We start from the raw sequence: 20,922 nt of genomic DNA, 5'->3' as shown, positions 1-20,922 counted from the left end.
ACGACGGCTTGTTACCCTTGAGCCGATACGAGCCCGGTCGTCTTGCCGGACGACAGCATGGCCTGCACCAGCTGTGCTTGTGCCGTGTGGAGCGCGGACGAAACGGCGCTCTCTTGCGCCATCAGCCCTTGCACTGTCGAATTGCTCGCGGTTGTTTGCTGGGCGTTTTGCTGCGCCGACGCGCGTGCGACCTGTTGCTGCAATTGCGTAAGCTGTTTTTGCAGCGCCTCGATCATCGACTTCAACTGATCGATGACAGACGATTGCGTGCTCGCACTCCCACTCGCGCTCGCATTCGACTGAGCAGCGCCGGATTTGGCCGACGCGTCACCCGAAACGCCGGCGGCGCTCGTTACCTTCGTCGACGTGTCGTTTCCTGAATTCGACGATGACGATTGCTTATCGGAGTTGCTCAGCGTCGGCGCGGGCGTAGTCAGTGTGATCGGGGAAACTTGCATGGCTCAGGTCTCGAGGCGTGGTTCGATGTGCGTTGGATGTAAAGGTGATTGCCGCAGCTTACTATGATTGTGCCAGTGTCGCGATTTGGTCGGCACTCATCGCGCCGTTGTATATCCGGACTTTGCCGAAAGCAACGGCTCGGCTACAGGAAGTAGCTCAGGCCCATCGCGGCTTTGACGTCGGACAGCGTTTCTCCGGCCACTTCCCGCGCGCGCATCGTGCCGCGGCGCAGGACCGAGAGCACCTCGCCGCGGTCTGCTTCGAGTTCGCGACGACGCGTGCGAATCGGTTCGATAAGCGCTTGGAGCCGCTCGTTCAACACGCCCTTGACCACGCTATCGCCGAGTCCCCCTCGACGATAGTGCGATTTGAGTTCGTCCACATTCCGTACGTCGGGTTCGAATGCGTCGAGGAAAGCGAACACGACATTGCCTTCTACCCGCCCCGGATCGCTGACGCGCAAGTGGTTCGGATCGGTGTACATGTCGTTGACCGCCTTCGTAATCTCGTCGGGAGTAGCGCCCAACGTGATGGCGTTCCCGAGGGATTTGCTCATCTTGGCTTTGCCATCGATACCGGGCAATCGCGTGACATTCGACAGCACGGCCTCGCATTCGACCAGTACGGATCGGTCGACGGTGTTGTTGAATCGGCGCACGAGTTCGTTGGTCTGTTCGATCATCGGTAGCTGGTCGTCGCCTACCGGCACGTGCGTGGCTTTGAACGCCGTGATATCGGCCGCTTGACTGACCGGATACGTCAAGAAACCGGCAGGGATGTCACGCTCGAACCCGCGCAGGCGAATTTCCTCCTTGATTGTCGGATTGCGCTCGAGGCGAGCGACCGTCACGAGGTTCAGCAGATACTGCGACAGCTCTGCCAGTTCCGGCACCTGCGACTGGATGAGGATGGTGGACTTCGTCGGGTCGATGCCGACGGCGAGATAGTCGAGCGCGACTTCGATGACATTCTCGGTGACTTTCCGATGTCTGCCGACGTTGTCGGTCAACGCTTGGGTGTCGGCGAGAAGCAGGAACTGCCGGGCTTCATGCTGAAGCTGGACTCGAGCGCGCAAGGAGCCGATATAGTGGCCGAGATGAAGCGGGCCGGTCGTCCGGTCGCCGGTCAGAATTGTGGGGCGGTTCGACTGTGTCATGGACTGGAGCCTTATGTTTGCGAGGCCGCCAGCCGTTAGCGCAGAAACGAAAATGCCGCCTAGACTGGCGGCATCACGTTTGGGATATGCGTGGAAAAACGGGCCGCCGGATTTAGGCGTGCCACCAACCGTGCAGCTTCAGCGAGATCGGTTTCGTTTCCATGGGGTGAGTATATACGACGCGGAAAACTAGATCCGCTCAGGCTTATCGGCGGTACGTATTGGTGCGCGGCTGTCCACCGCCGGTGGCACGTTCATCCTTGTGCCGGAAGTTGATCCGTCCTTTCGACAGATCGTAGACCGACAGCTCCAGCGTGACGCGATCGCCCGCGAGAATCCGGATGTGATTCTTGCGCATGCGTCCCGATGCATAGGCGCTCACCACCACGCCGTTCTCGAGCGTGACGCGGTACTTGCTGTCAGGCAGCACTTCGTCGACGACCCCGTCTAGTTCCAGTAGCTCTTCTTTTGCCAAATCGATTTCTCCAGTGAGCATAGTGCCGCGTCGATGCGGGGCGTCGGCTCATGCCGTCGCTTGCTGCCTCGCGTTCACGCGGGGTGATGTTGCACGTTGTGCCTTGTCCGGCCTGCGGGCGCAGCGGAAACAGGGGTGCAGGAAGATGGCTGGCACGCGTGGCGTACGACCGCCACGGTTCAAAGCGGGAGGATGGCGCCGCCTGAGCGGGCGGCGCCATCCGAAAGCGACAGCGTTACTGCGGGGTAATGTTCGAAGCCTGCAGACCCTTCGGGCCGCGCTTCGTTTCGTAGGTGACCTTCTGGCCTTCCGCAAGCGTCTTGAAGCCCGTGCCGCGCACTTCGGAGAAGTGTGCGAAGAGGTCCTCGCCACCCTTGTCCGGCGTGATGAAGCCAAAGCCCTTGCTATCGTTGAACCACTTGACAGTACCGGTTTCCACTAGATATTCCTTAAGCTGACGAATAAAGATGCACGCCCTCGAAGCAAGGACGGATGAAGAATCAAGAAGGATAGACCAACGAGAGCCGCGGATGGCGGCGCATGATGAGCAGTCTGGCGTTTTTGAAACTTAGGTATTTTACACTACGCGACATGTTGCATTGCGTCAAGCGATTTCTTTGCGATCACACCCCGTTGGGATACGGGGCCGTATGGGAGAGGGCGGGGCAAGTCCTTCGCATCCGCCGCCGCCGGTCCCGCCGCGCGGTGATTACATGGGATGTAATTGGCCCGATGATCGGCCGTCTCTACGCTTCGGTTGTCGCGTTGCCATTCCGGCAGCGCTCACCACCCAGGAGATACCATGTCCAGCTATCCCGTTCATACGATCGAATCCGCCCCCGCGCAATCGAAGCCCGTGCTCGAGAAAGTGCAACAGACGTTCGGCCAGATCCCGAACATCGCAGCGAAAATGGCCACCTCGCCATTGTTGATCAATGGTTTCATCGGCCTGTTCGAGCGCGTGCATGGAAGCGATTTGACCGAGCCGCAGATTCAGACGCTCTTGCTGACCAATGCTGTCACCAACGCCAGTGAATGGCCGGCCGCGTTTCATTCGATGCTCGCGTTGAAGGAGGGCGTGCATCCTGCCGACGTCGATGCGATCCGGCGCGGCGCCTTGCCTGCCGACGCTGGCCTCGCCGCCTTTTCGGCGTTGGCTCGCGCGCTGATAGAAAAGCGTGGCCGCTTGGCCGAAGCGGACCAGCGGCGCTTTCTCGAGGCAGGGTTCAGCGCCGAGCAGCTACTGGATGTGATCGCGGTGGTGGCCGCATCGACGATCACGAACTACACCAGCAGCGTCACGCGGCCGCCGCTCGAAGCGCAGTTCGAGGAGTTTGCCTGGCATGCGCCGGCGCACTGAGTCGTCCCTTTCGATCCATCGAAGTTAGGAGATCCGATGAACGCCACCCGGTCTAGTTCCGATTCCAAAGCGCCGCAGAGCGAACTCGGTGACTTGCTGCGCTATTGGCGCGACCTGCGTGGCGTGAGTCAGCTCGATCTGTCGCTCGAGGCCGGCGTCTCGCAGCGGCAGATCAGTTTTATCGAAAGCGGGCGCAGCGCGCCTGGACGCGAGACGCTGCTGATCCTTGCGCAGACACTCGATGTCCCGCTGCGCGAGCGCAATGCGCTGCTGCTTGCCGCCGGCTACGCGCCGGTGTATTCGGAGGCGCCCTGGAACGCACAGGAGATGCATAGCGTAATCCGCGCGCTCGAGCGGGTCGTTCGTCAGCATGAGCCGTTTCCCGCGATCGTGATGGATCGCCATTGGAACGTTTTGATGACCAACGATGCGGCGCCGCGCTTCTTCGGATGCTTCGTCGATATGGCCTCGCGCGAAGGTCCGCGCAACATGCTGCATCTGATTTTCGATCCGCGGGGGATGCGTCCGTTCGTGGCGGATTGGGAGATGGTTTCGCGAAGCTTGCTGCAACGCGTGTATCGAGAGTCGGTCGGTCATGTGGTCGACGCCGGCACGCGGCGTCTGCTCGACGAACTGCTTGCCTATCCGGGCGTGCCTCGCGATTGGAAGGCGCATCAGGCATCGTCCGCTGCGCCGACGATGCCTGTCATTCCGATAGGCTTCGTTAGAGATGGCGTCGTGCTTCGCTATTTCTCGATGGTCACGACCCTCGGGGCTCCGCAGAATGTTGCGGCGCAGGAGTTGCGATTGGAATGCATGTTTCCCGCGGATGACGAGACTGAAGAGCGCCATCGGGAGTTGTTGGCGGAGCTCGAGCAAAGGCGGTGAGCGGCAGAATGAATGACTCAAGCGAATCTCGCCAAACTCAATGCGACGAAACATACGCCGCGTCGGCGAACGCTTCAGGAATCGCGAAGCGCTTGCGCATACGCTTTGCCTCCGCCGCCGGCGTCAAGCCAAAGAGCCGCTTGAATTCCCGGCTGAACTGCGATGGGCTCGCGTAACCCACGGCGTGGCCGGCCGCTTCCGCGGTCAGGTCCCGGCGCACCATCAATAGGCGAGCCTGATGCAGGCGTGTCGACTTCAAGTACTGCATCGGCGACACCTGCGTGATCGCCTTGAAGTGGCTGTGAAAGCTCGGCACGCTCATCCCCGCTTCTCCCGCGAGCTGCGCCACGTCGAGCGATTGCGCGTAGCCGGCATGAATCAGGCGGAGCGATTTACCTATCCGTCCGAACTGCCCACGCATCGCCAAAGCCTCCCGCATCGAACTGCCTTGTGCCCCGGTAAGCACCCGGAAATACAGTTCTCGCAACAACCCAGGACCTAACACTGCGGCCTCCAGCGGCTGATGCATAGCCTCGAGGAAGCGCAACACGGATGTCTGCATTGCTTCGTCCATCGGCGTCGACATCATGCTTTGCGGCACCTGTGCCCGCATCCGCGTTGCTACGCTTTCCCGATCGATCTGCGCCGCTAGTTCGGCGGCCAGTGCGAAATCGAGGTGCAAATACAGTGCGAGCAGCGGGTGCTCCGGCGTCGCATCGGTTTCCATGGTGAACGGAACCGGCACGGATACGGCTAGGTAGTGACGCTCGTCGTACAGATAGAGCTGGTCGCCAAAATAGCCGCGCTTTCGGCCCTGGCAAACGATCACGATGCCGGGATCGTATAGAACCGGCGTGCGCGACAGCGCTCGATTCGAACGCAAGATACGGACGCTCGGCAGCGGTGTCAGGTTGTAGCCCTCCTCCGGCGCCAATGCGCGCAGCACGGCAACCATGCGGTTCCGGCTGCGAGAGGAGGGATCCGAGGGGTGACTAGCGGCAGCGGGGGCGTGTTTCGTATTCATAGCTTTGTGCAAGAAAAACAGCGCAACATGGCTTATTCGGCCTCGATACTAATACTAGTATGCACTCTCCAATAGATACTCAGGAGAAGCCGCCATGTCATCCAGCAAGACTCTGCTCATTACCGGCGTCAGCAGCGGCTTTGGCCGCGCGCTTGCCAAAGAGGCCCTCGCAGTGGGGCACAAAGTTGTCGGTACCGTGCGAAGCACCGAGGCGAAACGCGATTTCGAGGCGCTCTTCGCGAATGCCGCATTCGCACGTGTGCTCGACGTGACCGACTTCGATGCCATCGGCGGCATCGTGGCCGAGATCGAGGCGAGCGTGGGGCCGATCGACGTCCTAGTCAACAACGCCGGTTACGGCCACGAAGGCATCATGGAAGAATCGCCGCTGTCGGAGATGCGTCGACAGTTCGATGTGAATGTATTCGGAACGGTCGCGATGATGAAGGCTGTCTTGCCCTTCATGCGTGAGCGCCGACGCGGCCATATCCTAAACATCACGTCGATGGGTGGGCACATCACGATGCCGGGAATTGCCTATTACTGCGGAAGCAAGTTCGCATTGGAGGGGATCTCCGAGGCGCTCGGCAAGGAGGTCAAGCCTTTCGGCATCGCCGTGACAGCGGTGGCACCGGGCTCGTTCCGCACCGACTGGGCCGGCCGCTCGATGGCGCGGACGCCCCGCTCGATTGCGGATTACGACCGCATTTTCGATCCTATCCGCAAGGCGCGCGAAGAGAAAAGCGGCAAGCAATTGGGCGACCCCCAAAAGGCGGCGTGCGCGATGCTTGCCGCGATTGCCGCGGACTGCCCACCCACTCACCTCTTGCTTGGTAGCGATGCGCTCGGGCTCGTGCGAGACAAGCTATCGGCGTTGGCCGAGGAGATTCGCGCGTGGGAGGCCGTTACCGTTTCGACCGACGGCTGAAAGCGCAGGCGCGCTCGCAGCCGAACCGGCCCGCCATTACTTCGTTTCGGAGGCGATTTGCCTGATCGCTTGCTCGAAGATTTCCACCGGCTGTCCGCCGCTCACCAGATAGCGGCGGTTGAAGATGATGGCCGGCACCGACTGAATGCCCATGGCTTGATATTCCTGTTCTTCGGCGCGAACCTCGTCGGCGAATTTCCCGCTTTCGAGCACTTCGCGGGCCTGCGCAGCATCGAGTCCGACCGATTGCGCCGCCTCGATCAGCGTGCCATGGTCGCTCGGATCCTTTCCGTTGGTATGGTATGCCTGCAGCAGCGCCATCTTGAGCGGTGCCTGCTTTCCCTCGATCCCCGCCCAGTGCAGCAGACGGTGAGCGTCGAAGGTGTTGTAGACGCGTGCGCGCGAACCGAACTCGAAGCCGACCGCCGCACCGCGCTCGCGGATCATCGTCTGGGTTTCGGCGATCTGTTCCGGCGTGCGGCCGTATTTCTTCCCGAGATAATCGATGACGTCCTCGCCTCCGGGCGTCATCGTGGGATTCAGTTCGAACGGATGCATGGCGAGCCGCACATCGACCTCGCCGTCAAGGCGCGCGATGGCTTGCTGAAGCGAGGAGAGTCCGATCGCACACCATGGGCATGCGACATCGGAGACGAAATCGATTTGAATCGGTTGTGCTGTCATTGCTACCTTCCGAAGGTGACCTGTCGAATTGCTCGGTTGGCTTTGCGCCAGCCAGCGTGCTTGCAGCGTAACGCGAATCGCCGATGTCTGCAGGAGCCCGCCCCGCGCCTTAGGCCGAGCCGCGGTTGCGGCCGTGACCGCGGCTTCCTGTCCGGCTTGGCCACATTTCGTGTCGTCGACGGTTGGCTTCTAATTTGCTTCGAGGTATGCCATCATTGCCGCATGAATGTTCAGAACCTCTCTTCTAGCCGGCATCACCATCACGGTCGCTCGTCATCGCGCCGTGGTCCGCTATATCTGCATCATTGATCGGTCTCTTCATCCACCGATAAAACGACCAAGGCGCCTTCGGCGCCTTTTTTTTCGATGTCGTGTGTTGAAATCGGAAGGAATCGAGGCCGAGGCTCCCTTGGAATGCGCAGTGCAACGTTGCATTCAACATTCGGAGCGGCATCATGCAACAACCCTGGGACGCGATCTCCTTTTCGGATTTGCCTGTTCGAGAGGATCTCAAGCTACAGCGCGCGTACGGCGCGCCTCAACTCGACGTGCCCGTGCGCCTGAACGTCAATGAGAACCCGTATCCGCCGTCCGCGTCATTGTCGACGCGTATCGCCGACGCGATGTGGGACGTCGCGAGGAACGCGCATCGATATCCGGATCGCGATGCCATGGAATTGCGGGGCAGCCTGGCAGCCTATCTGACGCACGATACCGGTGTGACGCTAGATTGCAGTCAGGTATGGGCCGGTAACGGCTCGAACGAAGTGCTTCAGCAAATTCTCCAGGTGTTCGGCGGCCCAGGGCGTACGGCGTTCGCATTGACGCCGGGCTATCCCATGTATGAAGAGTATTGCCGCACGACCTTCACGCGATTGCACACGCTACCTCGGACCGGTACGTTCGATGTCGATCTCGACCTGACGATCGCTACGATCCGTGCGTTGCAGCCGGACGTGATCTTTTTGACTTCGCCGAACAACCCGACCGGAACAGCGCTTTCGATCGGGGAGATCCAGGCCATTCTCGACGTGACGCGAGGCATGGTAGTCGTGGACGAGGCGTACGCCGAATTTCGGCGTCGCGGCGTTCCGAGCGCGGTGACGCTGTTGCCGCGCAACCCTAGGCTGATCGTCTCCCGTACATTGAGCAAGGCATTCAAATTTGCGGGAGGGCGCGTAGGTTACTGTGCGTGCGCGCCGGCCGTAATCGATGCGATCAAGCTGGTTCGGTTGCCGTACCATCTATCCGCTTTTACGCAAGCCGCTGCCCGTGTCGCGCTTGCTTCCCGCGACGAATTGCTGTCGCAGGTCGGGATCCTGAAATCGGAGCGTGATGAAACGGTGTCTTGGCTTCGCGGTCAGGGCTTGGAAGTACCGGACTCGGACGCCAATTTCGTGATGTTCGGGCGGTTTGAGAACCGGCATCTGGTATGGGCCGAACTGCTGCGCAACGGGGTGCTCATTCGCGAGGCAGGGCCGCAGGGGTATCTTCGCGTGTCGATCGGTACCTCGGCGGAAATGCGGGCGTTCCGCGCTGCGTTGCTGGCCGCGATCGATTGCTATCCGTTGAAGTGATTCGCTCGGTTGGCGCGACACGCCGGCGCGGATCGGCGTGGGTCTTGTGGCCGCGATCGCGAGCCCGTCAATCCTGCTCCGGTCGATCGATGGATATCCCTAGTTCGGCCGCCATGCGTTCGACGAGTGCCCGCAGTCGGACCACTTCGGCGGCCAGGCGCGTTTGCTCGGCTCTCAGCGTCTCGAGTTCGCCGGACGAAACCGACTCTCCGGCGGATTCGCGCGCGGTGGCGAATTGCTCGATGCTCACTTCGCCGCACATCAGATGCATCCAGCGGCTTTCCCGTTCGCCGGGTGCGCAGGGCAGCTTCACCGCGAGCGCGGGCTCGCGCGCCGCGAGTTCATCGAGGAACGCTTCGACGGATGAATTGTCGGCGAAGCCGTGAAGCCGAGCTGCGTTCATCCGCAATTCGGCCGCGGTCTGTGGGCCTCGGAGCAGCATGATCGTCAGCAGCGCGGCCGCCTGGCTAGGGATGCCGAGCACGCGATTCATGTTGTGCTCGTAGCGTGTCACGCGGCTGCTGCTGGCTTCCATGACGAGGCTCAGCCGTTTGAGCCCGTCGATTGCGGTCTGGACGTCAGGCTCGATGGCGCTCATGACCGGGGAGCGTGCGGTTTTCTGGTTGCAGCCGGCGGTCAATGCGTTCAGCGAAAGCGGGTACGTATCCGGAACCGTGTGCTGCTTTTCGACCAGCACACCGAGGACGCGGGCTTCGAGGGGGGTGAGTTCGCGAATAGGTTGGGCCATGGCGCAGCGACGGACGGTCAGGGGGAATCGATATGATAGCGGGCGATGCGCGCGAAGTTGCGCACATCGTCCGATACGTGCGTTATTGCGTGTTACAGATAGCTGCAGACGTAGTCGAGCGTTTCGATCACGTCGATGTCGAAGCGGCTCTTGCCGGGCACCGAGAACGATTCGCCCGCGCCGTACGTTGCCCACTGATCGCTGCCTTCGAGGCGGATGCGGCATTGGCCGGCTTGCACTTCCATGAGTTCCGGCGCGTCGGTGCCGAAGTTGAGCGTGCCCGGCAGGATCACCCCGAGCGTCTTGCGCGAGCCGTCGGCGAAGAGAACCGTGTGCGAGACACACTTACCGTCGAAGTAGACGTTGGCTCGTTTGATAACGGAAACCTGGTCGAATTGCGCTGCTGCCGTCATGGCGGTCTTCCTCTGTGTTTTCGTGAATGAGTGATGCTGCGCCGCGTTGGCTCCGCGCGCGATTTGCGCGCGGGCGTCGAGGGCGGCGCGAACCTGCCATCATACCGGTAGTTGGTGCCGGGCGATCCGATCCCTTTGCTAGCCGAGAACCGTACACTGGAGCGGAAGAATGCCCTTGGGCACCCACCGTCCGTCGCTCACCGCGCACTCCCGCGGTTGCATCATTCCTTCCCGTGCTTTTGATCGAAAGCACGGTTGTTCGTCTCGATTGCCTTAAGCGCATCTTCCGCCCACGCTTTTAGCGAGACGACCAGCGGAAGAAGCGTGCATGCCAGCGGGCTCAACGCATACTCCACACGTAACGGCAATTCGTCGTAGACGTTTCGCACGATCAAGCGGTCGCGTTCCATCGCGCGTAGCGTTTGCGTCAACATCTTCTGCGAGACGCCTTCGAGCCGATGCCTTATCGCACCGAAGCGCATCGGTGCGTCCTGCAATGCCACCATCGCCAGTACGGTCCACTTCTGCCCGATGCGCGACAACACGGCGCGAGATGCGCAGACTTTCAGGAACGCGTCCGGCGGCAGTTCGATTTTCTTCGACATGGTTACCTTTGGGTACCTAATTGATTATGGGAACCGCGGCTGAAAGAATGATGCCGCCTAATCAACGACGAGGAACTTCATCATGAAGATCGCATTGCTTGGTGACGGAAATTTTGGGGGGAATTTGGCCGAGTTGCTGGTCTCGGCGGGGCACGATGTCCTGGTCGGGCTGCGCGATTTGGCGAGAGTGCGCTCCCACGCGCGCTACCGAGTCGCTTCTTTGGAAGAAGCCGCCACGCACGGAGATGTCGTCATCATCGGCATTCTGTATCAAGCATGCGCGGACGTATTGCCGCCACTGGCAGGGACGCTGGCCGGGAAGATCGTTGTCGATGCGACGAATGCGCTGCAGGATGATTGGTCGCCGCTGCCCCTGGGCGACGACAGATCCGCCGCTGACGAGATCGGCCTTTTGCTGCCTCGAGCACGATTGGTGAAGTGCTTCAACACAGTGTTTGCCGACGTGATGACGCTTCAGCGAATCGACCGGGTAGGGCATGCGGTGACGGCATTCATCGCGGGCGACGATGCGCAAGCCAATGCGACCGTCGCGGATATGGCGGCCAGTGCGGGGTTCGCGCCTATCGTTACCGGGCCCTTACGCAACGCGCGCTATCTCGAGGCAATGGCACACCTGAATATCCCAATTGCCGTGGTGCGAGGAGGTGGGACAAACGCCGCATTCGTGTACCATCAAGTGCGCACTTAACGATAAAAAATCAACCCCAAAGCAGATACCGCGCCGCGCTGCAGGCGACCCCTTCCAATGAACCACGCTCGCTCGTTTTTCGACGAACTTAATCAACGATATCGCCAGCTTCTCAAGACGGAGGGAGAGCTTTACTGGTCTGTCTATACCGGCCAGAGCGACGCGCACGATGCATTGGCCGAGGCAACGCTGAATCGCAAGATGTTTTCCGGCGACGCTTCGCGCCTCGTGCAGGCGCGCGAACATTTCGCGCGTGTTCTCTCGGCCGATCCTTCCGCCGAGCGCGACGCGCTCGTAACGGGCCTGCAAGGATGGATCAACGTCCTCGAAGCCAATGCAATCCCAACCGATCGAGCTGCATGCATGCTGAGCGAACTCACGGCGTTGGACGCCGATTTGTTCGCGAGAAGGCAGGCGTACAAGATGACACATATCAACGCCGAAGGCTTACGGGTGAACGCATCCCCGTCGGCCCTGAGGAACAATCTTGCGTCGAACCCGGACGAGTCCGCACGCAAGAGTGCGCACGACGCCTTGCATAGTTTGGAACATTGGGTCGCATCGAGCGGTTTCGCCGATATCGTGGGTAAGCGAAATGCACTGGCGCGCGAACTCGGTTACCGCAACTTCTTCGAATACCGGCTGAAGACGCACAGCGGCATGGCGCCCGAGCAGTTGTTCGCTGTTTTCGACGAATTCGAGCGAAGCACTCGAGATGCACATCAAGCTTCGCTGAATCGCGTGGTCGAAAAGCATGGCCGGGATGCATTGCTGCCGCAGAACCTAAGCTACGCAATGCAGGGCGGGACGACCGAGCAAGGGGATGCCTACTTTCCATTGAGCAAAGCCCCCGAGCGCTGGGCCGAATCGTTTCGGCGCATGGGCGTCTCGTACCGTGGAGCGCGGATCGAGATCGACTTGCTGGAGCGCGAAGGCAAATTCCCCACCGGCTTTTGCATCGCGCCGACGCCTGGCTATCGCGACGACAATCTCGGCCCGATAGCGGCGGACGTTCGCTTCACGTCGACGGCGCGGCCGTCGCAGCCGGGAGCAGGCTTGCGCGGGCTGACGGTGCTGTTTCACGAAGCCGGACATGCCGCGCATTTCGCGAACGTGGACATGAACTCGCCGTGTTTTTCGCAGGAGTTTCCACCCAGTTCTCCCGCATTGCTGGAAGCGCAGGCCAAATTCTTCGACGCGTTGCCATCCGATCCGTGCTGGTTGAAACGCTATGCAAAGGATGCGGCCGGAAACCCGATGCCCGACGAATTGATTCGTGCACGCGTGGAAGCTCGCCAGGCCTACCTCGCATACACGGAGCGCCGCGATCTGATACCCACGTATTTCGAATGGGCGCTGTACTGCATGGACGACTCCGAGCGAACGCCAGACTCGGTGCTTGCGCTTGCAAGGTCGGTGACGGAACGAATTCTCGGCATTCCCGGGCACACCGACTACGTTCTGGCAACACCGCACCCGATCTATCACGATATGGCGGTGTACTACCACGGCTACTTGTTGGCGAAGATAGCCGCCGCTCAAACTCGTGCTTACTTGACGCGGGCGCTGGGCTATATAGTCGACAATCCTGAGGTCGGACGGTTGCTCGCGACGCACTGCTGGGCGCCAGGAAATAGCGTGACACTCGATCAGACCTTGATTGCATTGACGGGCGAGCCGCTCAGTCCATCGTATCTTGCCGCGCAATGCAATCGGTCCCCGGACGATGCCTGGCGTCAAGCGTCGGATACGCTTCTTCGCGGTGGAAAGGATGAGGACTCGTGGGTATCGAACGATCTCGATGCCAATATCTCCCTAGTTCACGGGAGTGAACGAATCGCAGACAACGACGAATCCTTGCCGGCCATGTGCAACGCTTTCGAGCGCTGGATCGAAAGCTATTCCGAGAGATCGCTTCATGCAAACGCATCTTAGAGTCGCCAGGCCCGTTAGCGATCTGGCTCGCACCGAACGCATGTATTGCGCCGGGCTTGGCGTTGCCGTGCTCGCTCGCTTCGAGAATCACCAAGGCTTCGACGGCGTCATGCTGGGAAGCCCAGGGATGGACTACCACTTCGAGTTCACTCACTGCAGCACGCACCCGGTAGCACCGAGTCCGACGAACGAAGACCTGCTGGTGTTTTACCTGCCGGATTGGCAGGAGTGGCAATCGACCTGCGATCGCCTTGCCGAAAACGGATTCGCCCACGTGACTTCGTTCAATCCGTACTGGGACGTATCGGGGCGGACATACGCCGATCCGGACGGTTACCGAATCGTTTTGCAAAACGGTGCTTGGAACGAGCGAAAGTAGCGAGCGGGTTTAATGTTCGGCGATGGAGATTGCTATTCTCGATCGAATGAAATAATGTCGCGGCTGGATTTCCATTCGGGGGTCACATGAGATTCGTATTGACGGTATTGCTATGGTTTTCGCTTTGCCTTTCCGCGACGGTCTCACAGGCTGCGGGGATCAAGTTCGCTCAGATTCCGGCCGATGCGAACGGCCCGGCATTGAAGGTGTTGGTGTGGACACCGTGCGCAACTGCCGCTCAATCGATGACGATCGGACCTTATGTTCTCCAAGGACGGCACAACTGTCCCACGGTTGGAACCAAGCTCCCCTTGGTTGTCATCTCGCACGGGCATGGAGGATCGCTCCTCAATCACCATGATCTAGCCGAAACGTTGGCGGATTCGGGGTTCGTGGTTGCCGCGATCGATCATCCGGGCGATACCTTCTCCGATATGAGCCGCAATGCGGAATTGTCGGTATTCGTCGAGCGTCCGACCGACATCAAGCGGCTCATCGATTACATGCTTCGCGCCGCGCCCGACGCGCACCGGATCGATGCGACGAAGATCGGCTTTTTCGGCTTCTCGCGTGGCGGGTATACGGGGCTCGTCTTGGCCGGGGGCAACCCGGACTTCCTTCATGCGGATGTGCCTTGCCCCGATCAGAATATCCCGCTTTGCAAGCAGCTGCGGCGCAAGGAAGTGCCTCGAGGGCCGTTGACGCATGATCCGCGGATCAAGGCCTACATCCTCGCGGATCCGCTCGACGAGTTTCCCACCGCGAAGAGTTTGAGAGACGTCAAAGCGCCGATTCAACTGTGGGCTTCTCAGTTCGGCGGAGACGGTGTGCTTCCGGAGACGATGACTGCTCTCGACGAAGAGCTTCCGAACAAGCCGGATTTCCACACGGTACCGGACGCAGCGCATTTCGCGTTTCTTGCGCCTTGTCCCGCGCAGCTAACGAAGAATGCGCCGACGATTTGTGTCGATGCCAAGGGATTCGACCGCGTGACCTTTCACAAGGCGTTCGATCAAGAGGCGCTTGAATTTTTTGAAACGCATTTGCAATAGCAGCCGCGCAGGAGTGGATCGAACGGATCGAGCGGGGCGTTGCGGTTGAATGTTTATGCGCTGCAGCGCAACGCGTCGACGACAACCGACAGCGCTTTCGAATATTCGCGGCGGCTGGGATAAAAGATGTGCAGCCCGGGAAAGGTTGGGAACCAGTCCTCCAATACCCACTGAAGCCGCCCGGCCTCCACGTGAGGCTGCGCGAGATCTTCGGGAATGAAGGCCAGGCCCGCACCGTCGATAGCCGCGTTCAGCATCTGATATGCGCCATTGAACGTGAATTGTCCGTCGACGCGGGCCTGCATTTCCCGCTTACCTTTCTTGAGCTCCCATGCGTAGAGGCCCCCACGCGTGGGTAGCCGCAGCGTAATGCAGTTGTGTTTGAGCAAATCTTTCGGCTGCTTCGGAGCCGGATGTTTCTCCAAGTACGCCGGGGCTCCGACGATTGCGAGCCGAGCGTCGGGCCCGATGCGCACGGCGATCATGTCCTTCGCCACTTGATCGCCCCAGCGCACGCCGATGTCGTAGCGATCGGCCACGATGTCCGACAGGCCATAGTCCACGACCAATTCGACCTTGATGTCCGGATACTCCGGCAGCACCTTGGATAGGCGCGGCCACAGCACGGTATCGGCGGCATAGTCGGTCGTGGTGATCCGTATCGTGCCGGCCGGCTTGTCGCGGGTTTCCACGATCGCCGCCAGCTCGCTCTCGATTTCCTCGAAACGTGGCGCGACGGTTTGCAGCAGACGTTCTCCGGCCGCCGTTGGCGCGACGCTGCGCGTGGTCCGCACCAGCAACCGTACGCCCATGCGCGCTTCCAACGCGCGCAGCGTGTGGCTGAGCGCGCTTTGTGACACGCCGAGCTTGGCGGCGGCGCGTGTGAAACTGCCTTCGCGCGCCACCGCGATGAAGGCCAGAATGTCAGTGACGTTTTCGCGCAGCATTGATGAACTCCACTCATAAGTCTTAGCGTATTTTACGTCTAGCTCCGGCCGACGGCAGTGTGCAAAATGTTTTGAGTTGCCACTCCACCCGCGAAACCAGGAGAAGCGTATGTCGACTAAACCCACCGCGGCACGGCAGTCGTTCGGCGCGGTAGCGCCCAAGTTGGCCGAACTCAGCGACGAAATTCTTTTCGGCGATGTCTGGGAGCGCCCGCAACTGTCGAAGCGCGACCGAAGCCTCATCACCTGCGCGGCGTTGATCGCGCAAGGTAAGACGGAACAGATGACCTTCCACTTCCCGCGTGCCGTCGAAAACGGCGTGACGCACGACGAACTCGTCGAAGCGATCACCCACCTCGCGTTCTATGTCGGCTGGCCCAGTGCGATGTCGGCCGTCACGAAATTCAAAGGGCTATTCCCGGCTCCTACCTACTGAGAGAAGCATCATGCAATTGAAGAGACCCGGCTCGCAGCCGTCGATCAAAGGCCCCGCCGAATGGTTTACGGGCACCGTTCGGATCGATCCGTTGAACGCGCCGCCGCCGCCCGCGCGCGTGTCATGCGCGAGCGTGACATTCGAGCCCGGCGCCCGCTCGAACTGGCACACCCATCCGCTGGGGCAGACGTTGCTCGTGACGGCCGGCTGCGGCTGGACCCAATGCGAGGGCGAGCCGATCGTGGAGATTCGCGCCGGCGACGTGATTGGGTGTCCGCCGGGCCATAAGCACTGGCACGGCGCTTCGCCCACCACTTCGATGACGCACATCGCTATCCAGGAAGCGCTAGACGGCAAGAACGTCGAATGGCTCGATGCGGTCACTGACGAGCAATATTTGGCTGGCCCGCCGTCGAACGTTTGAACCCAGCGGCGGTGGGGCGGGGCGCCGACACGGAATCTTTTCGTGCGGCGCGACAATTTTTGCGCAGTGTTTACAGCGATGCGACTATGCTTGGTTCTAACGAAACTGGCCGCAACGGCACAAACGCTCCCCAATGGCACTGGCTCAAGTCGCTCTCAAAGCCCTCCCTGCTGATGCAATAGATCATGTTCAACAAACAGCGTCCGCGGATTCGGCCTGGATCGACGGAGGACGTAGATCACGATGAGATCATTGAACCTGAACGCCGCCGCGGAAAGCGCCCGGTCAGACTTTACGCGTCGCCAGCAGCGAGCTGGCCGCAGTACGCCGTTTGATGCACCAAATGCTGGGCCCCGATCTCGACATCTACACCGTCGCCGCAAGGTCGCGACGATCCGCCAGTTGGCGGTCGATCCGGATTGGCATCGCTGCGGCGTAGGCAAAGCGCTGCTCGCGTTTGCCGAGCACTGGGCCGCGACCCACGGCTATGACGAGCTCGCGTTCGATACGCCGTACCCGGCTACTCATCGGGTTTCTTTCTACCGCGCCAACGGCTTCCGCCTCGTCGATCGCATTCGTTTCGCCGGGAAGGTGTACGACAGCGCGATTTTCAGCAAGGCCACCGTTGTTGCACGCACGTTCGCGGCATGGACGCATAGAGCGATCGTGCCGGGTGCAGACATGTTGCGCATTGCCGCATAGCGTTCGCACTGTCTCGGCCGCCGGCTTATCTTCTGTCGCTTTTTCTAGCCCGCCTTCTCTCATTGCATTGGAAATCCGGGATCGGTCATCGCGATGATCCGGCCCGGGTTATACGCCTGTTTCCGGCCGCGCAGATTTAATTTATGATCCGCCGATGAAAAATCGAGTCATTCGACCGGTCGGGGATTTCAGGTAATGAAAAGCTTTCGTTTTCAACAGTTCGCGGCTTACGTCGCGCTTGTATCGGCTGCGCTGTATCTGCCGCAATCCGCTTTCGCCGCGCAGACGCGTTGCGGGTGGATCGAGAACGACATGCCGTCCAGCCTGACGCTGCAGGACCGGGACGGAACGTGGACGATCGCGTCCATAGGCAGGGACGCCGACGGCTTCGCCGATCACATGCCGGATACCAACAAGGGCGACTCCTGCGGTTGCCTGTCCGTCGAAACCGACAAGGCCTCGATGCTCGTCACCAAAGTGCTCGGCGGCAAGCTCAAGCCGGTGTCGGCTTGCCAGCGCGACAAGAGCTTGAAGCAGTAGCCGAATCGATCGGCGTCGGCCGATTGCCTGCCATGCGGCGCTGTCATGCCTTCTTGATAAACTCTCGCCTGGAAAAGGACAACGGGGAGAGCGCTTGAGCCTCGACGAATACTACCGGCGGCTGGAACTGCCGGCCACTGCGTCGCCGGCGGACGTCAAACGCGCGTATCGGCGGCTCAGGGCGAAGTACCATCCGGATCGGAACAAGGGGCGCGAGGCGAGCGTCGAGCCGGCGTTCAAGCGGATCCAGGAAGCATTCGAAATTCTGATCGGCGAGCGCCAGGCGCCGATATCGACTAAACCGGCGCCAGAGCCGGCGCCGGCTCCGACCCCTGAGCCTAAGCGTGGGCCCGCCCGCGGGCCCACGTGGGAGTGGGCTTGGGGGTCGGCGGCAAATTCTGAAAGCGAGCGCCCCGAGCCCCCCGAGCCGCCGCCGCGCAGTCATCGCAGCGGTCCTCCAATGCGTGGCGCCAACTGCATGACCGAGCTTTTCGTGCCGCTGGAAGCCGCGATCCATGGCGGCGAGGTCGAAGTGAGCTACGGGGTGAGAGCCTCTTGCAGCCAGTGTCACGGCCACGCGCGGGGGCGCTGTACCACGTGCTTCGGCAAGGGCTTCGTGGCCTATAACCGACATGAGAAGGTCAGCGTCGCGCCCGGTGCGTGGGATGGTCAGCGCGTGGTAGTCGACGGCGCCGGCAATCCGGGCGCCAACGGCGGCCCGGCGGGCGACGCGATTTTTTCGGTCGTGATCGTGTGTAGTTCGGCCTTTCGTCGCGATGGGTTGAACGTCGCTTGCGACATCGAGGTCGATTTCGTGACGGCGATGCTCGGTGGCAGCCATGAGGCTAAGGTGCTGGACCAGACGTTGCCGATCGTCATCGAGCCGAACTCCGGCCCCGGCACCGTAATTCGCTTGCGCGGGAGCGGCCTTTCGGGCCACAACGGCGCGCGGGGCGACTTGATGCTGCACGTGGCGCTCGTCATGCCCGCGGCGGCCGCGCACCTGACCGAAGAAGAGCGCCATCGGTTGCGCGAAATGTTTGCCGCGGCGCAGCGCCGGGCGAACGTCAACCGCTGACGCGTGCCGGCCTGAATTGGCTGGGGTTGCCCCCGGCTACCTTACGCATCAGCCGCCGCGGCGCTGTCGCATCCTGATAGCCAACTTCTGCCGCGACTTGCTCGACAGTCATCCGGCTCGACGCCAATAATGCTTTGGCGCGGCGTAGACGCACGCTTTGAATCAACGCGAGCGTGCTTCCACCCGTTGCATGACGTACCCGCCGTGCAGGTTTTGTTCGGCACGGCGGTTTGCAACGTATGCCGAAGCGCTCGGCCCGAGTTTCGTCGGTCGTATTCTTCCCGATAATGCCGCCAATCTTGACGTGCCGTCGTTTTTTTCGCGCTACATCGGGTGTCCGCACAGCGTCGTGACTGCGCATCTGATCGATGAAGCAGGACAACCTACGCTCGCTGCACGCGATGAGATTTTGACGTTCTTCGTTCGGGGTCTTAGGTCGCCCGGTTGAGCGCGGCACTATCGACTTATGGCTCGCTGCTAATAAAGCGATGTTCAATGACCTCCAATCGGCGGGCAATGGGTATGCACCCCAACGACAAGGGGCGTGAGGTTCTGCGTCACGGCTATAATGGTCGAACAACAATTGATCGGCTAGTCGCATTGAGAGAGTGCGCGCCGATCGTGCCAACGGAATAGAAAAATGGCAATGACCGACACACAGACTGCCTCGTCCGTTTCCACGGACAATGGAGTTCTTGAGGAGGCGCTCGCGGGCCTCCAGGCAACAGCGTCGCAATTCGGCGCTGTGTGCATACACGACGCGCGAACGAGGCTTCAATATGCCCGTTATCTCTGCATCGTCAAAAGAGCTCCGTGCAGCCATCGATGCGGGAAGCATCTCGGTTCGCGAAGCGACGGAACGGGCTGTAGCGATGCGAAATCAAATCATGGAATTGGCGCGTCGACGAAGCAGCCCAACCGCACGCGCGTACGCAACGCGATTGAAGCGTGAGGGCCGCAGCGTTGCGGACCTATCGGAGAAATACGCGCAGCGGCTATATCACAGCACTTTCTCCGAACTATCGGAGCAACGTCAGGTCGGCGCGTTCAAAGAGATCATTCAAGCAGCGGGGTGGCCCGACGATGCAGTCATGCGACTGGCGGAACAGTTGGAGCGAGGTGGCCGGCGGCTGTTATTGGTGTCGCTCGCGGTTGCTGTCTACGAAGTCGTTGAATTCGACAATAGACCGCGGGAACTCGCACGGCAAAGCATTCTCGTCGGTGCGGGTGTCGTTGGTGGGTGGGCGGCTGGAAGTGCCGCGGTTGCGACGGGCGTGTGCGTGGCGACTGCGCCGGTTTGCGTAGGGGCGCTCGTTTTCGTTGGCGGCGTGCTTGCGGCTTATGGTGCCGATGCTGGTTTTGACTCCCTATATTCTCCTGTGGTTAGGTGACTGCCGTGACGGAATCGCTGAACATCGAGCGCCGCGCACCCGTCTGGGAAGCACTTTCGGAATTGTTTGTCGGCAGGGAACTGCAGGACTATGATTACGCGGCAATCGTCGAAACGCTGCGTCGGTCCAGATATTCGCTTGACGAACTCGAAAAGGTACTGCGCCAGGAAGTCGCTCCCGTTTTTCGCGGCAACCTTTCGTCGCTCGGCATACCGGAAATGGAAGGGTGGGCGCGTGACACGGTCGTGAAGGATGTTCAGGCTCATCTCGGCCACGAGAAAAAGGGTTGGTCGCGCCTGTTGGCACAGTTAGTGATGTCCAAAACGTTGCCGGAATTGGCGAGCGAGCGCTGGCAGCGAATCAAGTTACTGCTTTCGTAAAGGGTGATGGAGCGAGCAGACTTCGCTCGCGGCCCCCAAGCAGTTTCGCTTGCCGGACGGCGCAATACGCGCAAAGCAAATACCACCACAACCGGGGTCGCCATGGCGTTTCACGGTACGCTATTCCCGCTGCTCGTCGAGTTCGTAACATGACCGCCGGCCGCGTGGGCGGCAAAGGCACCCAGGTATTCGTGAACGCTCCATCGGACGTCGACTGGGCGCGTCACATCGTCCACGAGTTAGCCAAGCAATGTGGCTTCAAGGAGCCGAGAGCCGTGGCGCTGGCGACGGCCGTGACTGAGATCGCACGTAACATCGTCGTGCATGCGGGAAGAGGGAAAGTATCGTTTGTCCTGATCACCGAAGGACAGCGTCAGGGTATCGTCGCCTTCGCGAGCGACAACGGCCCCGGCATCCCCGACATCGAACTCGCGATGCAAGACGGCTACTCGACCAAAGGCAGTCTCGGTCTAGGGCTTTCAGGCGCTAAACGGCTCGTCGACGAGTTCGAGATCGAGTCGGCCGCCGGCGCCGGCGTGACGATCACGCTGACGCAATGGGACGAAGCCGCGTTGGACGACGACGCGTCACTCGCGAGGTAAGTTTCGGGTGAGAATCCGGTGACATTCCGG

Annotated in this window: 28 protein-coding genes; 16 read left to right on the top strand and 12 right to left on the bottom strand. The window is 60.8% G+C overall.

From position 1 onward, the window contains the following. Nucleotides 1-11 precede the first annotated feature (11 nt). The 4 genes from DWV00_RS12400 to DWV00_RS12385 form a co-directional block, all read right to left on the bottom strand. On the bottom strand, nt 12-458 hold the full coding sequence (locus DWV00_RS12400) for a hypothetical protein (RefSeq protein WP_115533846.1): 447 nt from the start codon (nt 456-458) through the stop codon (nt 12-14). A 143-nt stretch (nt 459-601) separates the two neighbouring features. Further along, a complete protein-coding gene (gene trpS, locus DWV00_RS12395; RefSeq protein ID WP_115533845.1) occupies nt 602-1,615 on the bottom strand; it encodes a tryptophan--tRNA ligase in 1,014 nt (337 codons plus the stop codon). 205 nt (nt 1,616-1,820) lie between these two features. Beyond that, on the bottom strand, nt 1,821-2,090 hold the full coding sequence (gene infA / locus DWV00_RS12390) for a translation initiation factor IF-1 (protein WP_115533913.1): 270 nt from the start codon (nt 2,088-2,090) through the stop codon (nt 1,821-1,823). Nucleotides 2,091-2,325: 235 nt separating this feature from the next. Beyond that, nucleotides 2,326-2,529: a cold-shock protein gene (locus tag DWV00_RS12385; RefSeq protein ID WP_115533844.1), complete on the bottom strand. Its 204-nt coding sequence runs from the start codon at nt 2,527-2,529 to the stop codon at nt 2,326-2,328. Nucleotides 2,530-2,892: 363 nt separating this feature from the next. Here DWV00_RS12385 and DWV00_RS12380 point away from each other — a divergent pair, with 363 nt between their 5' ends. Together DWV00_RS12380 and DWV00_RS12375 are read left to right on the top strand one after the other, a co-directional pair. Then, complete coding sequence (locus tag DWV00_RS12380; RefSeq protein ID WP_115533843.1) at nt 2,893-3,450, top strand: carboxymuconolactone decarboxylase family protein; 558 nt, start codon at nt 2,893-2,895, stop codon at nt 3,448-3,450. Nucleotides 3,451-3,486: 36 nt separating this feature from the next. Continuing rightward, on the top strand, nt 3,487-4,338 hold the full coding sequence (locus DWV00_RS12375; protein ID WP_115533842.1) for a helix-turn-helix transcriptional regulator: 852 nt from the start codon (nt 3,487-3,489) through the stop codon (nt 4,336-4,338). Between the two features lie 37 nt (nt 4,339-4,375). Here DWV00_RS12375 and DWV00_RS12370 read toward each other — a convergent pair whose 3' ends face one another. After that, entirely contained in the window at nt 4,376-5,293 is a 918-nt protein-coding gene (locus DWV00_RS12370; RefSeq protein ID WP_115533841.1) for an AraC family transcriptional regulator, read from the bottom strand. A gap of 163 nt (nt 5,294-5,456) precedes the next feature. On the opposite strand from DWV00_RS12370, the gene DWV00_RS12365 reads away from it, so the two are divergent. After that, the gene (locus DWV00_RS12365) at nt 5,457-6,290 is read left to right on the top strand and encodes an oxidoreductase (RefSeq protein WP_115533840.1); all 834 of its coding nucleotides are present in this window, start codon (nt 5,457-5,459) and stop codon (nt 6,288-6,290) included. 36 nt (nt 6,291-6,326) lie between these two features. On the opposite strand, the gene DWV00_RS12360 is transcribed toward DWV00_RS12365, so the two are convergent. Continuing rightward, nucleotides 6,327-6,974, bottom strand: coding sequence for a DsbA family oxidoreductase (locus DWV00_RS12360; protein ID WP_115533839.1), 648 nt, complete (start codon nt 6,972-6,974; stop codon nt 6,327-6,329). Between the two features lie 455 nt (nt 6,975-7,429). Between DWV00_RS12360 and DWV00_RS12350 the strand changes: the two genes are divergently transcribed. Then, the gene (locus DWV00_RS12350; protein ID WP_115533837.1) at nt 7,430-8,551 is read left to right on the top strand and encodes a histidinol-phosphate transaminase; all 1,122 of its coding nucleotides are present in this window, start codon (nt 7,430-7,432) and stop codon (nt 8,549-8,551) included. Nucleotides 8,552-8,618: 67 nt separating this feature from the next. Here the strand turns inward: DWV00_RS12350 and DWV00_RS12345 are convergent, their stop codons facing one another. From DWV00_RS12345 to DWV00_RS12335, 3 genes are all read right to left on the bottom strand, one after another. Beyond that, the gene (locus tag DWV00_RS12345; protein WP_115533836.1) at nt 8,619-9,299 is read right to left on the bottom strand and encodes a YceH family protein; all 681 of its coding nucleotides are present in this window, start codon (nt 9,297-9,299) and stop codon (nt 8,619-8,621) included. Between the two features lie 92 nt (nt 9,300-9,391). Next, nucleotides 9,392-9,712 (bottom strand): pyrimidine/purine nucleoside phosphorylase, encoded by a 321-nt coding sequence (ppnP, locus tag DWV00_RS12340; protein ID WP_115533835.1) that lies wholly within the window; start codon nt 9,710-9,712, stop codon nt 9,392-9,394. Nucleotides 9,713-9,933: 221 nt separating this feature from the next. Further along, nucleotides 9,934-10,317: a winged helix-turn-helix transcriptional regulator gene (locus DWV00_RS12335; RefSeq protein ID WP_115533834.1), complete on the bottom strand. Its 384-nt coding sequence runs from the start codon at nt 10,315-10,317 to the stop codon at nt 9,934-9,936. Between the two features lie 82 nt (nt 10,318-10,399). Here DWV00_RS12335 and DWV00_RS12330 point away from each other — a divergent pair, with 82 nt between their 5' ends. The 4 genes from DWV00_RS12330 (at nt 10,400) to DWV00_RS12315 (ending at nt 14,392) form a co-directional block, all read left to right on the top strand. Beyond that, nucleotides 10,400-11,026, top strand: coding sequence for an NADPH-dependent F420 reductase (locus DWV00_RS12330; RefSeq protein WP_115533833.1), 627 nt, complete (start codon nt 10,400-10,402; stop codon nt 11,024-11,026). Between the two features lie 57 nt (nt 11,027-11,083). After that, entirely contained in the window at nt 11,084-12,961 is a 1,878-nt protein-coding gene (locus DWV00_RS12325) for a M3 family metallopeptidase (protein WP_115533832.1), read from the top strand. Next, the gene (locus tag DWV00_RS12320) at nt 12,945-13,340 is read left to right on the top strand and encodes a VOC family protein (protein WP_115533831.1); all 396 of its coding nucleotides are present in this window, start codon (nt 12,945-12,947) and stop codon (nt 13,338-13,340) included. Before DWV00_RS12325 ends, DWV00_RS12320 begins: the two co-directional genes overlap by 17 nt. Before the next feature lie 86 nt (nt 13,341-13,426). Beyond that, nucleotides 13,427-14,392 (top strand): alpha/beta hydrolase family protein, encoded by a 966-nt coding sequence (locus DWV00_RS12315; RefSeq protein ID WP_115533830.1) that lies wholly within the window; start codon nt 13,427-13,429, stop codon nt 14,390-14,392. Between the two features lie 53 nt (nt 14,393-14,445). On the opposite strand, the gene DWV00_RS12310 is transcribed toward DWV00_RS12315, so the two are convergent. Beyond that, complete coding sequence (locus tag DWV00_RS12310) at nt 14,446-15,339, bottom strand: LysR family transcriptional regulator (RefSeq protein WP_115533829.1); 894 nt, start codon at nt 15,337-15,339, stop codon at nt 14,446-14,448. Between the two features lie 109 nt (nt 15,340-15,448). On the opposite strand from DWV00_RS12310, the gene DWV00_RS12305 reads away from it, so the two are divergent. The 5 genes from DWV00_RS12305 (at nt 15,449) to DWV00_RS12285 (ending at nt 18,519) form a co-directional block, all read left to right on the top strand. Then, nucleotides 15,449-15,775, top strand: a complete 327-nt coding sequence (locus DWV00_RS12305) for a carboxymuconolactone decarboxylase family protein (RefSeq protein ID WP_115533828.1) — start codon at nt 15,449-15,451, stop codon at nt 15,773-15,775. A 10-nt stretch (nt 15,776-15,785) separates the two neighbouring features. Continuing rightward, on the top strand, nt 15,786-16,199 hold the full coding sequence (locus tag DWV00_RS12300; protein ID WP_115533827.1) for a (R)-mandelonitrile lyase: 414 nt from the start codon (nt 15,786-15,788) through the stop codon (nt 16,197-16,199). Between the two features lie 252 nt (nt 16,200-16,451). After that, the gene (locus tag DWV00_RS12295) at nt 16,452-16,901 is read left to right on the top strand and encodes a GNAT family N-acetyltransferase (protein WP_245964840.1); all 450 of its coding nucleotides are present in this window, start codon (nt 16,452-16,454) and stop codon (nt 16,899-16,901) included. Nucleotides 16,902-17,096: 195 nt separating this feature from the next. Then, nucleotides 17,097-17,441 (top strand): DUF4087 domain-containing protein, encoded by a 345-nt coding sequence (locus DWV00_RS12290; RefSeq protein ID WP_115533825.1) that lies wholly within the window; start codon nt 17,097-17,099, stop codon nt 17,439-17,441. Between the two features lie 94 nt (nt 17,442-17,535). Next, nucleotides 17,536-18,519, top strand: coding sequence for a DnaJ C-terminal domain-containing protein (locus tag DWV00_RS12285; protein ID WP_115533824.1), 984 nt, complete (start codon nt 17,536-17,538; stop codon nt 18,517-18,519). On the opposite strand, the gene DWV00_RS34965 is transcribed toward DWV00_RS12285, so the two are convergent. Continuing rightward, complete coding sequence (locus tag DWV00_RS34965; protein WP_342766975.1) at nt 18,509-18,880, bottom strand: helix-turn-helix domain-containing protein; 372 nt, start codon at nt 18,878-18,880, stop codon at nt 18,509-18,511. The genes DWV00_RS12285 and DWV00_RS34965 overlap by 11 nt on opposite strands. 418 nt (nt 18,881-19,298) lie before the next feature. On the opposite strand from DWV00_RS34965, the gene DWV00_RS12270 reads away from it, so the two are divergent. Both DWV00_RS12270 and DWV00_RS12265 read left to right on the top strand, forming a co-directional pair. Next, nucleotides 19,299-19,910: a hypothetical protein gene (locus DWV00_RS12270; protein ID WP_115533823.1), complete on the top strand. Its 612-nt coding sequence runs from the start codon at nt 19,299-19,301 to the stop codon at nt 19,908-19,910. 5 nt (nt 19,911-19,915) lie between these two features. Beyond that, entirely contained in the window at nt 19,916-20,290 is a 375-nt protein-coding gene (locus tag DWV00_RS12265; protein WP_147297883.1) for a DUF7079 family protein, read from the top strand. 110 nt (nt 20,291-20,400) lie between these two features. Here DWV00_RS12265 and DWV00_RS35075 read toward each other — a convergent pair whose 3' ends face one another. Continuing rightward, entirely contained in the window at nt 20,401-20,517 is a 117-nt protein-coding gene (locus DWV00_RS35075; RefSeq protein ID WP_220274685.1) for a GLUG motif-containing protein, read from the bottom strand. Here DWV00_RS35075 and DWV00_RS12255 point away from each other — a divergent pair. Further along, nucleotides 20,482-20,892 carry an anti-sigma regulatory factor gene (locus DWV00_RS12255; protein ID WP_220274684.1) on the top strand — a complete coding sequence of 137 codons (411 nt, stop codon included), beginning with the start codon at nt 20,482-20,484 and terminating at the stop codon, nt 20,890-20,892. The two genes, DWV00_RS35075 and DWV00_RS12255, sit on opposite strands and share 36 nt — an antisense overlap. Nucleotides 20,893-20,922: the final 30 nt, after the last annotated feature.

This window comes from Trinickia dinghuensis (genome assembly GCF_003367175.1).
GTDB classification, from domain to species: Bacteria; Pseudomonadota; Gammaproteobacteria; order Burkholderiales; family Burkholderiaceae; genus Trinickia; species Trinickia dinghuensis.
Note: the sequence above shows the minus strand (reverse complement) of the source record. Positions and strands in the feature narration are given on the sequence as shown.

Bases quoted from the DNA above. Each gene is read 5' to 3' on its own strand.
- DWV00_RS12335 (WP_115533834.1), bottom strand. From the start codon at position 10,317: ATGTCGAAGAAAATCGAACTGCCGCCGGACGCGTTCCTGAAAGTCTGC.
- DWV00_RS12300 (WP_115533827.1), top strand. From the start codon at position 15,786: ATGCAATTGAAGAGACCCGGCTCGCAGCCGTCGATCAAAGGCCCCGCC.
- DWV00_RS12325 (WP_115533832.1), top strand. From the start codon at position 11,084: ATGAACCACGCTCGCTCGTTTTTCGACGAACTTAATCAACGATATCGC.
- DWV00_RS12290 (WP_115533825.1), top strand. From the start codon at position 17,097: ATGAAAAGCTTTCGTTTTCAACAGTTCGCGGCTTACGTCGCGCTTGTA.
- DWV00_RS12350 (WP_115533837.1), top strand. From the start codon at position 7,430: ATGCAACAACCCTGGGACGCGATCTCCTTTTCGGATTTGCCTGTTCGA.
- DWV00_RS12365 (WP_115533840.1), top strand. From the start codon at position 5,457: ATGTCATCCAGCAAGACTCTGCTCATTACCGGCGTCAGCAGCGGCTTT.
- trpS (WP_115533845.1), bottom strand. From the start codon at position 1,615: ATGACACAGTCGAACCGCCCCACAATTCTGACCGGCGACCGGACGACC.
- DWV00_RS12400 (WP_115533846.1), bottom strand. From the start codon at position 458: ATGCAAGTTTCCCCGATCACACTGACTACGCCCGCGCCGACGCTGAGC.
- DWV00_RS12380 (WP_115533843.1), top strand. From the start codon at position 2,893: ATGTCCAGCTATCCCGTTCATACGATCGAATCCGCCCCCGCGCAATCG.
- DWV00_RS12330 (WP_115533833.1), top strand. From the start codon at position 10,400: ATGAAGATCGCATTGCTTGGTGACGGAAATTTTGGGGGGAATTTGGCC.
- DWV00_RS12315 (WP_115533830.1), top strand. From the start codon at position 13,427: ATGAGATTCGTATTGACGGTATTGCTATGGTTTTCGCTTTGCCTTTCC.
- DWV00_RS12375 (WP_115533842.1), top strand. From the start codon at position 3,487: ATGAACGCCACCCGGTCTAGTTCCGATTCCAAAGCGCCGCAGAGCGAA.
- DWV00_RS12305 (WP_115533828.1), top strand. From the start codon at position 15,449: ATGTCGACTAAACCCACCGCGGCACGGCAGTCGTTCGGCGCGGTAGCG.
- DWV00_RS12320 (WP_115533831.1), top strand. From the start codon at position 12,945: ATGCAAACGCATCTTAGAGTCGCCAGGCCCGTTAGCGATCTGGCTCGC.
- DWV00_RS12310 (WP_115533829.1), bottom strand. From the start codon at position 15,339: ATGCTGCGCGAAAACGTCACTGACATTCTGGCCTTCATCGCGGTGGCG.
- DWV00_RS12360 (WP_115533839.1), bottom strand. From the start codon at position 6,974: ATGACAGCACAACCGATTCAAATCGATTTCGTCTCCGATGTCGCATGC.
- DWV00_RS12270 (WP_115533823.1), top strand. From the start codon at position 19,299: ATGCCCGTTATCTCTGCATCGTCAAAAGAGCTCCGTGCAGCCATCGAT.
- DWV00_RS34965 (WP_342766975.1), bottom strand. From the start codon at position 18,880: ATGCGCAGTCACGACGCTGTGCGGACACCCGATGTAGCGCGAAAAAAA.
- ppnP (WP_115533835.1), bottom strand. From the start codon at position 9,712: ATGACGGCAGCAGCGCAATTCGACCAGGTTTCCGTTATCAAACGAGCC.
- DWV00_RS12370 (WP_115533841.1), bottom strand. From the start codon at position 5,293: ATGGTTGCCGTGCTGCGCGCATTGGCGCCGGAGGAGGGCTACAACCTG.
- DWV00_RS12345 (WP_115533836.1), bottom strand. From the start codon at position 9,299: ATGGCCCAACCTATTCGCGAACTCACCCCCCTCGAAGCCCGCGTCCTC.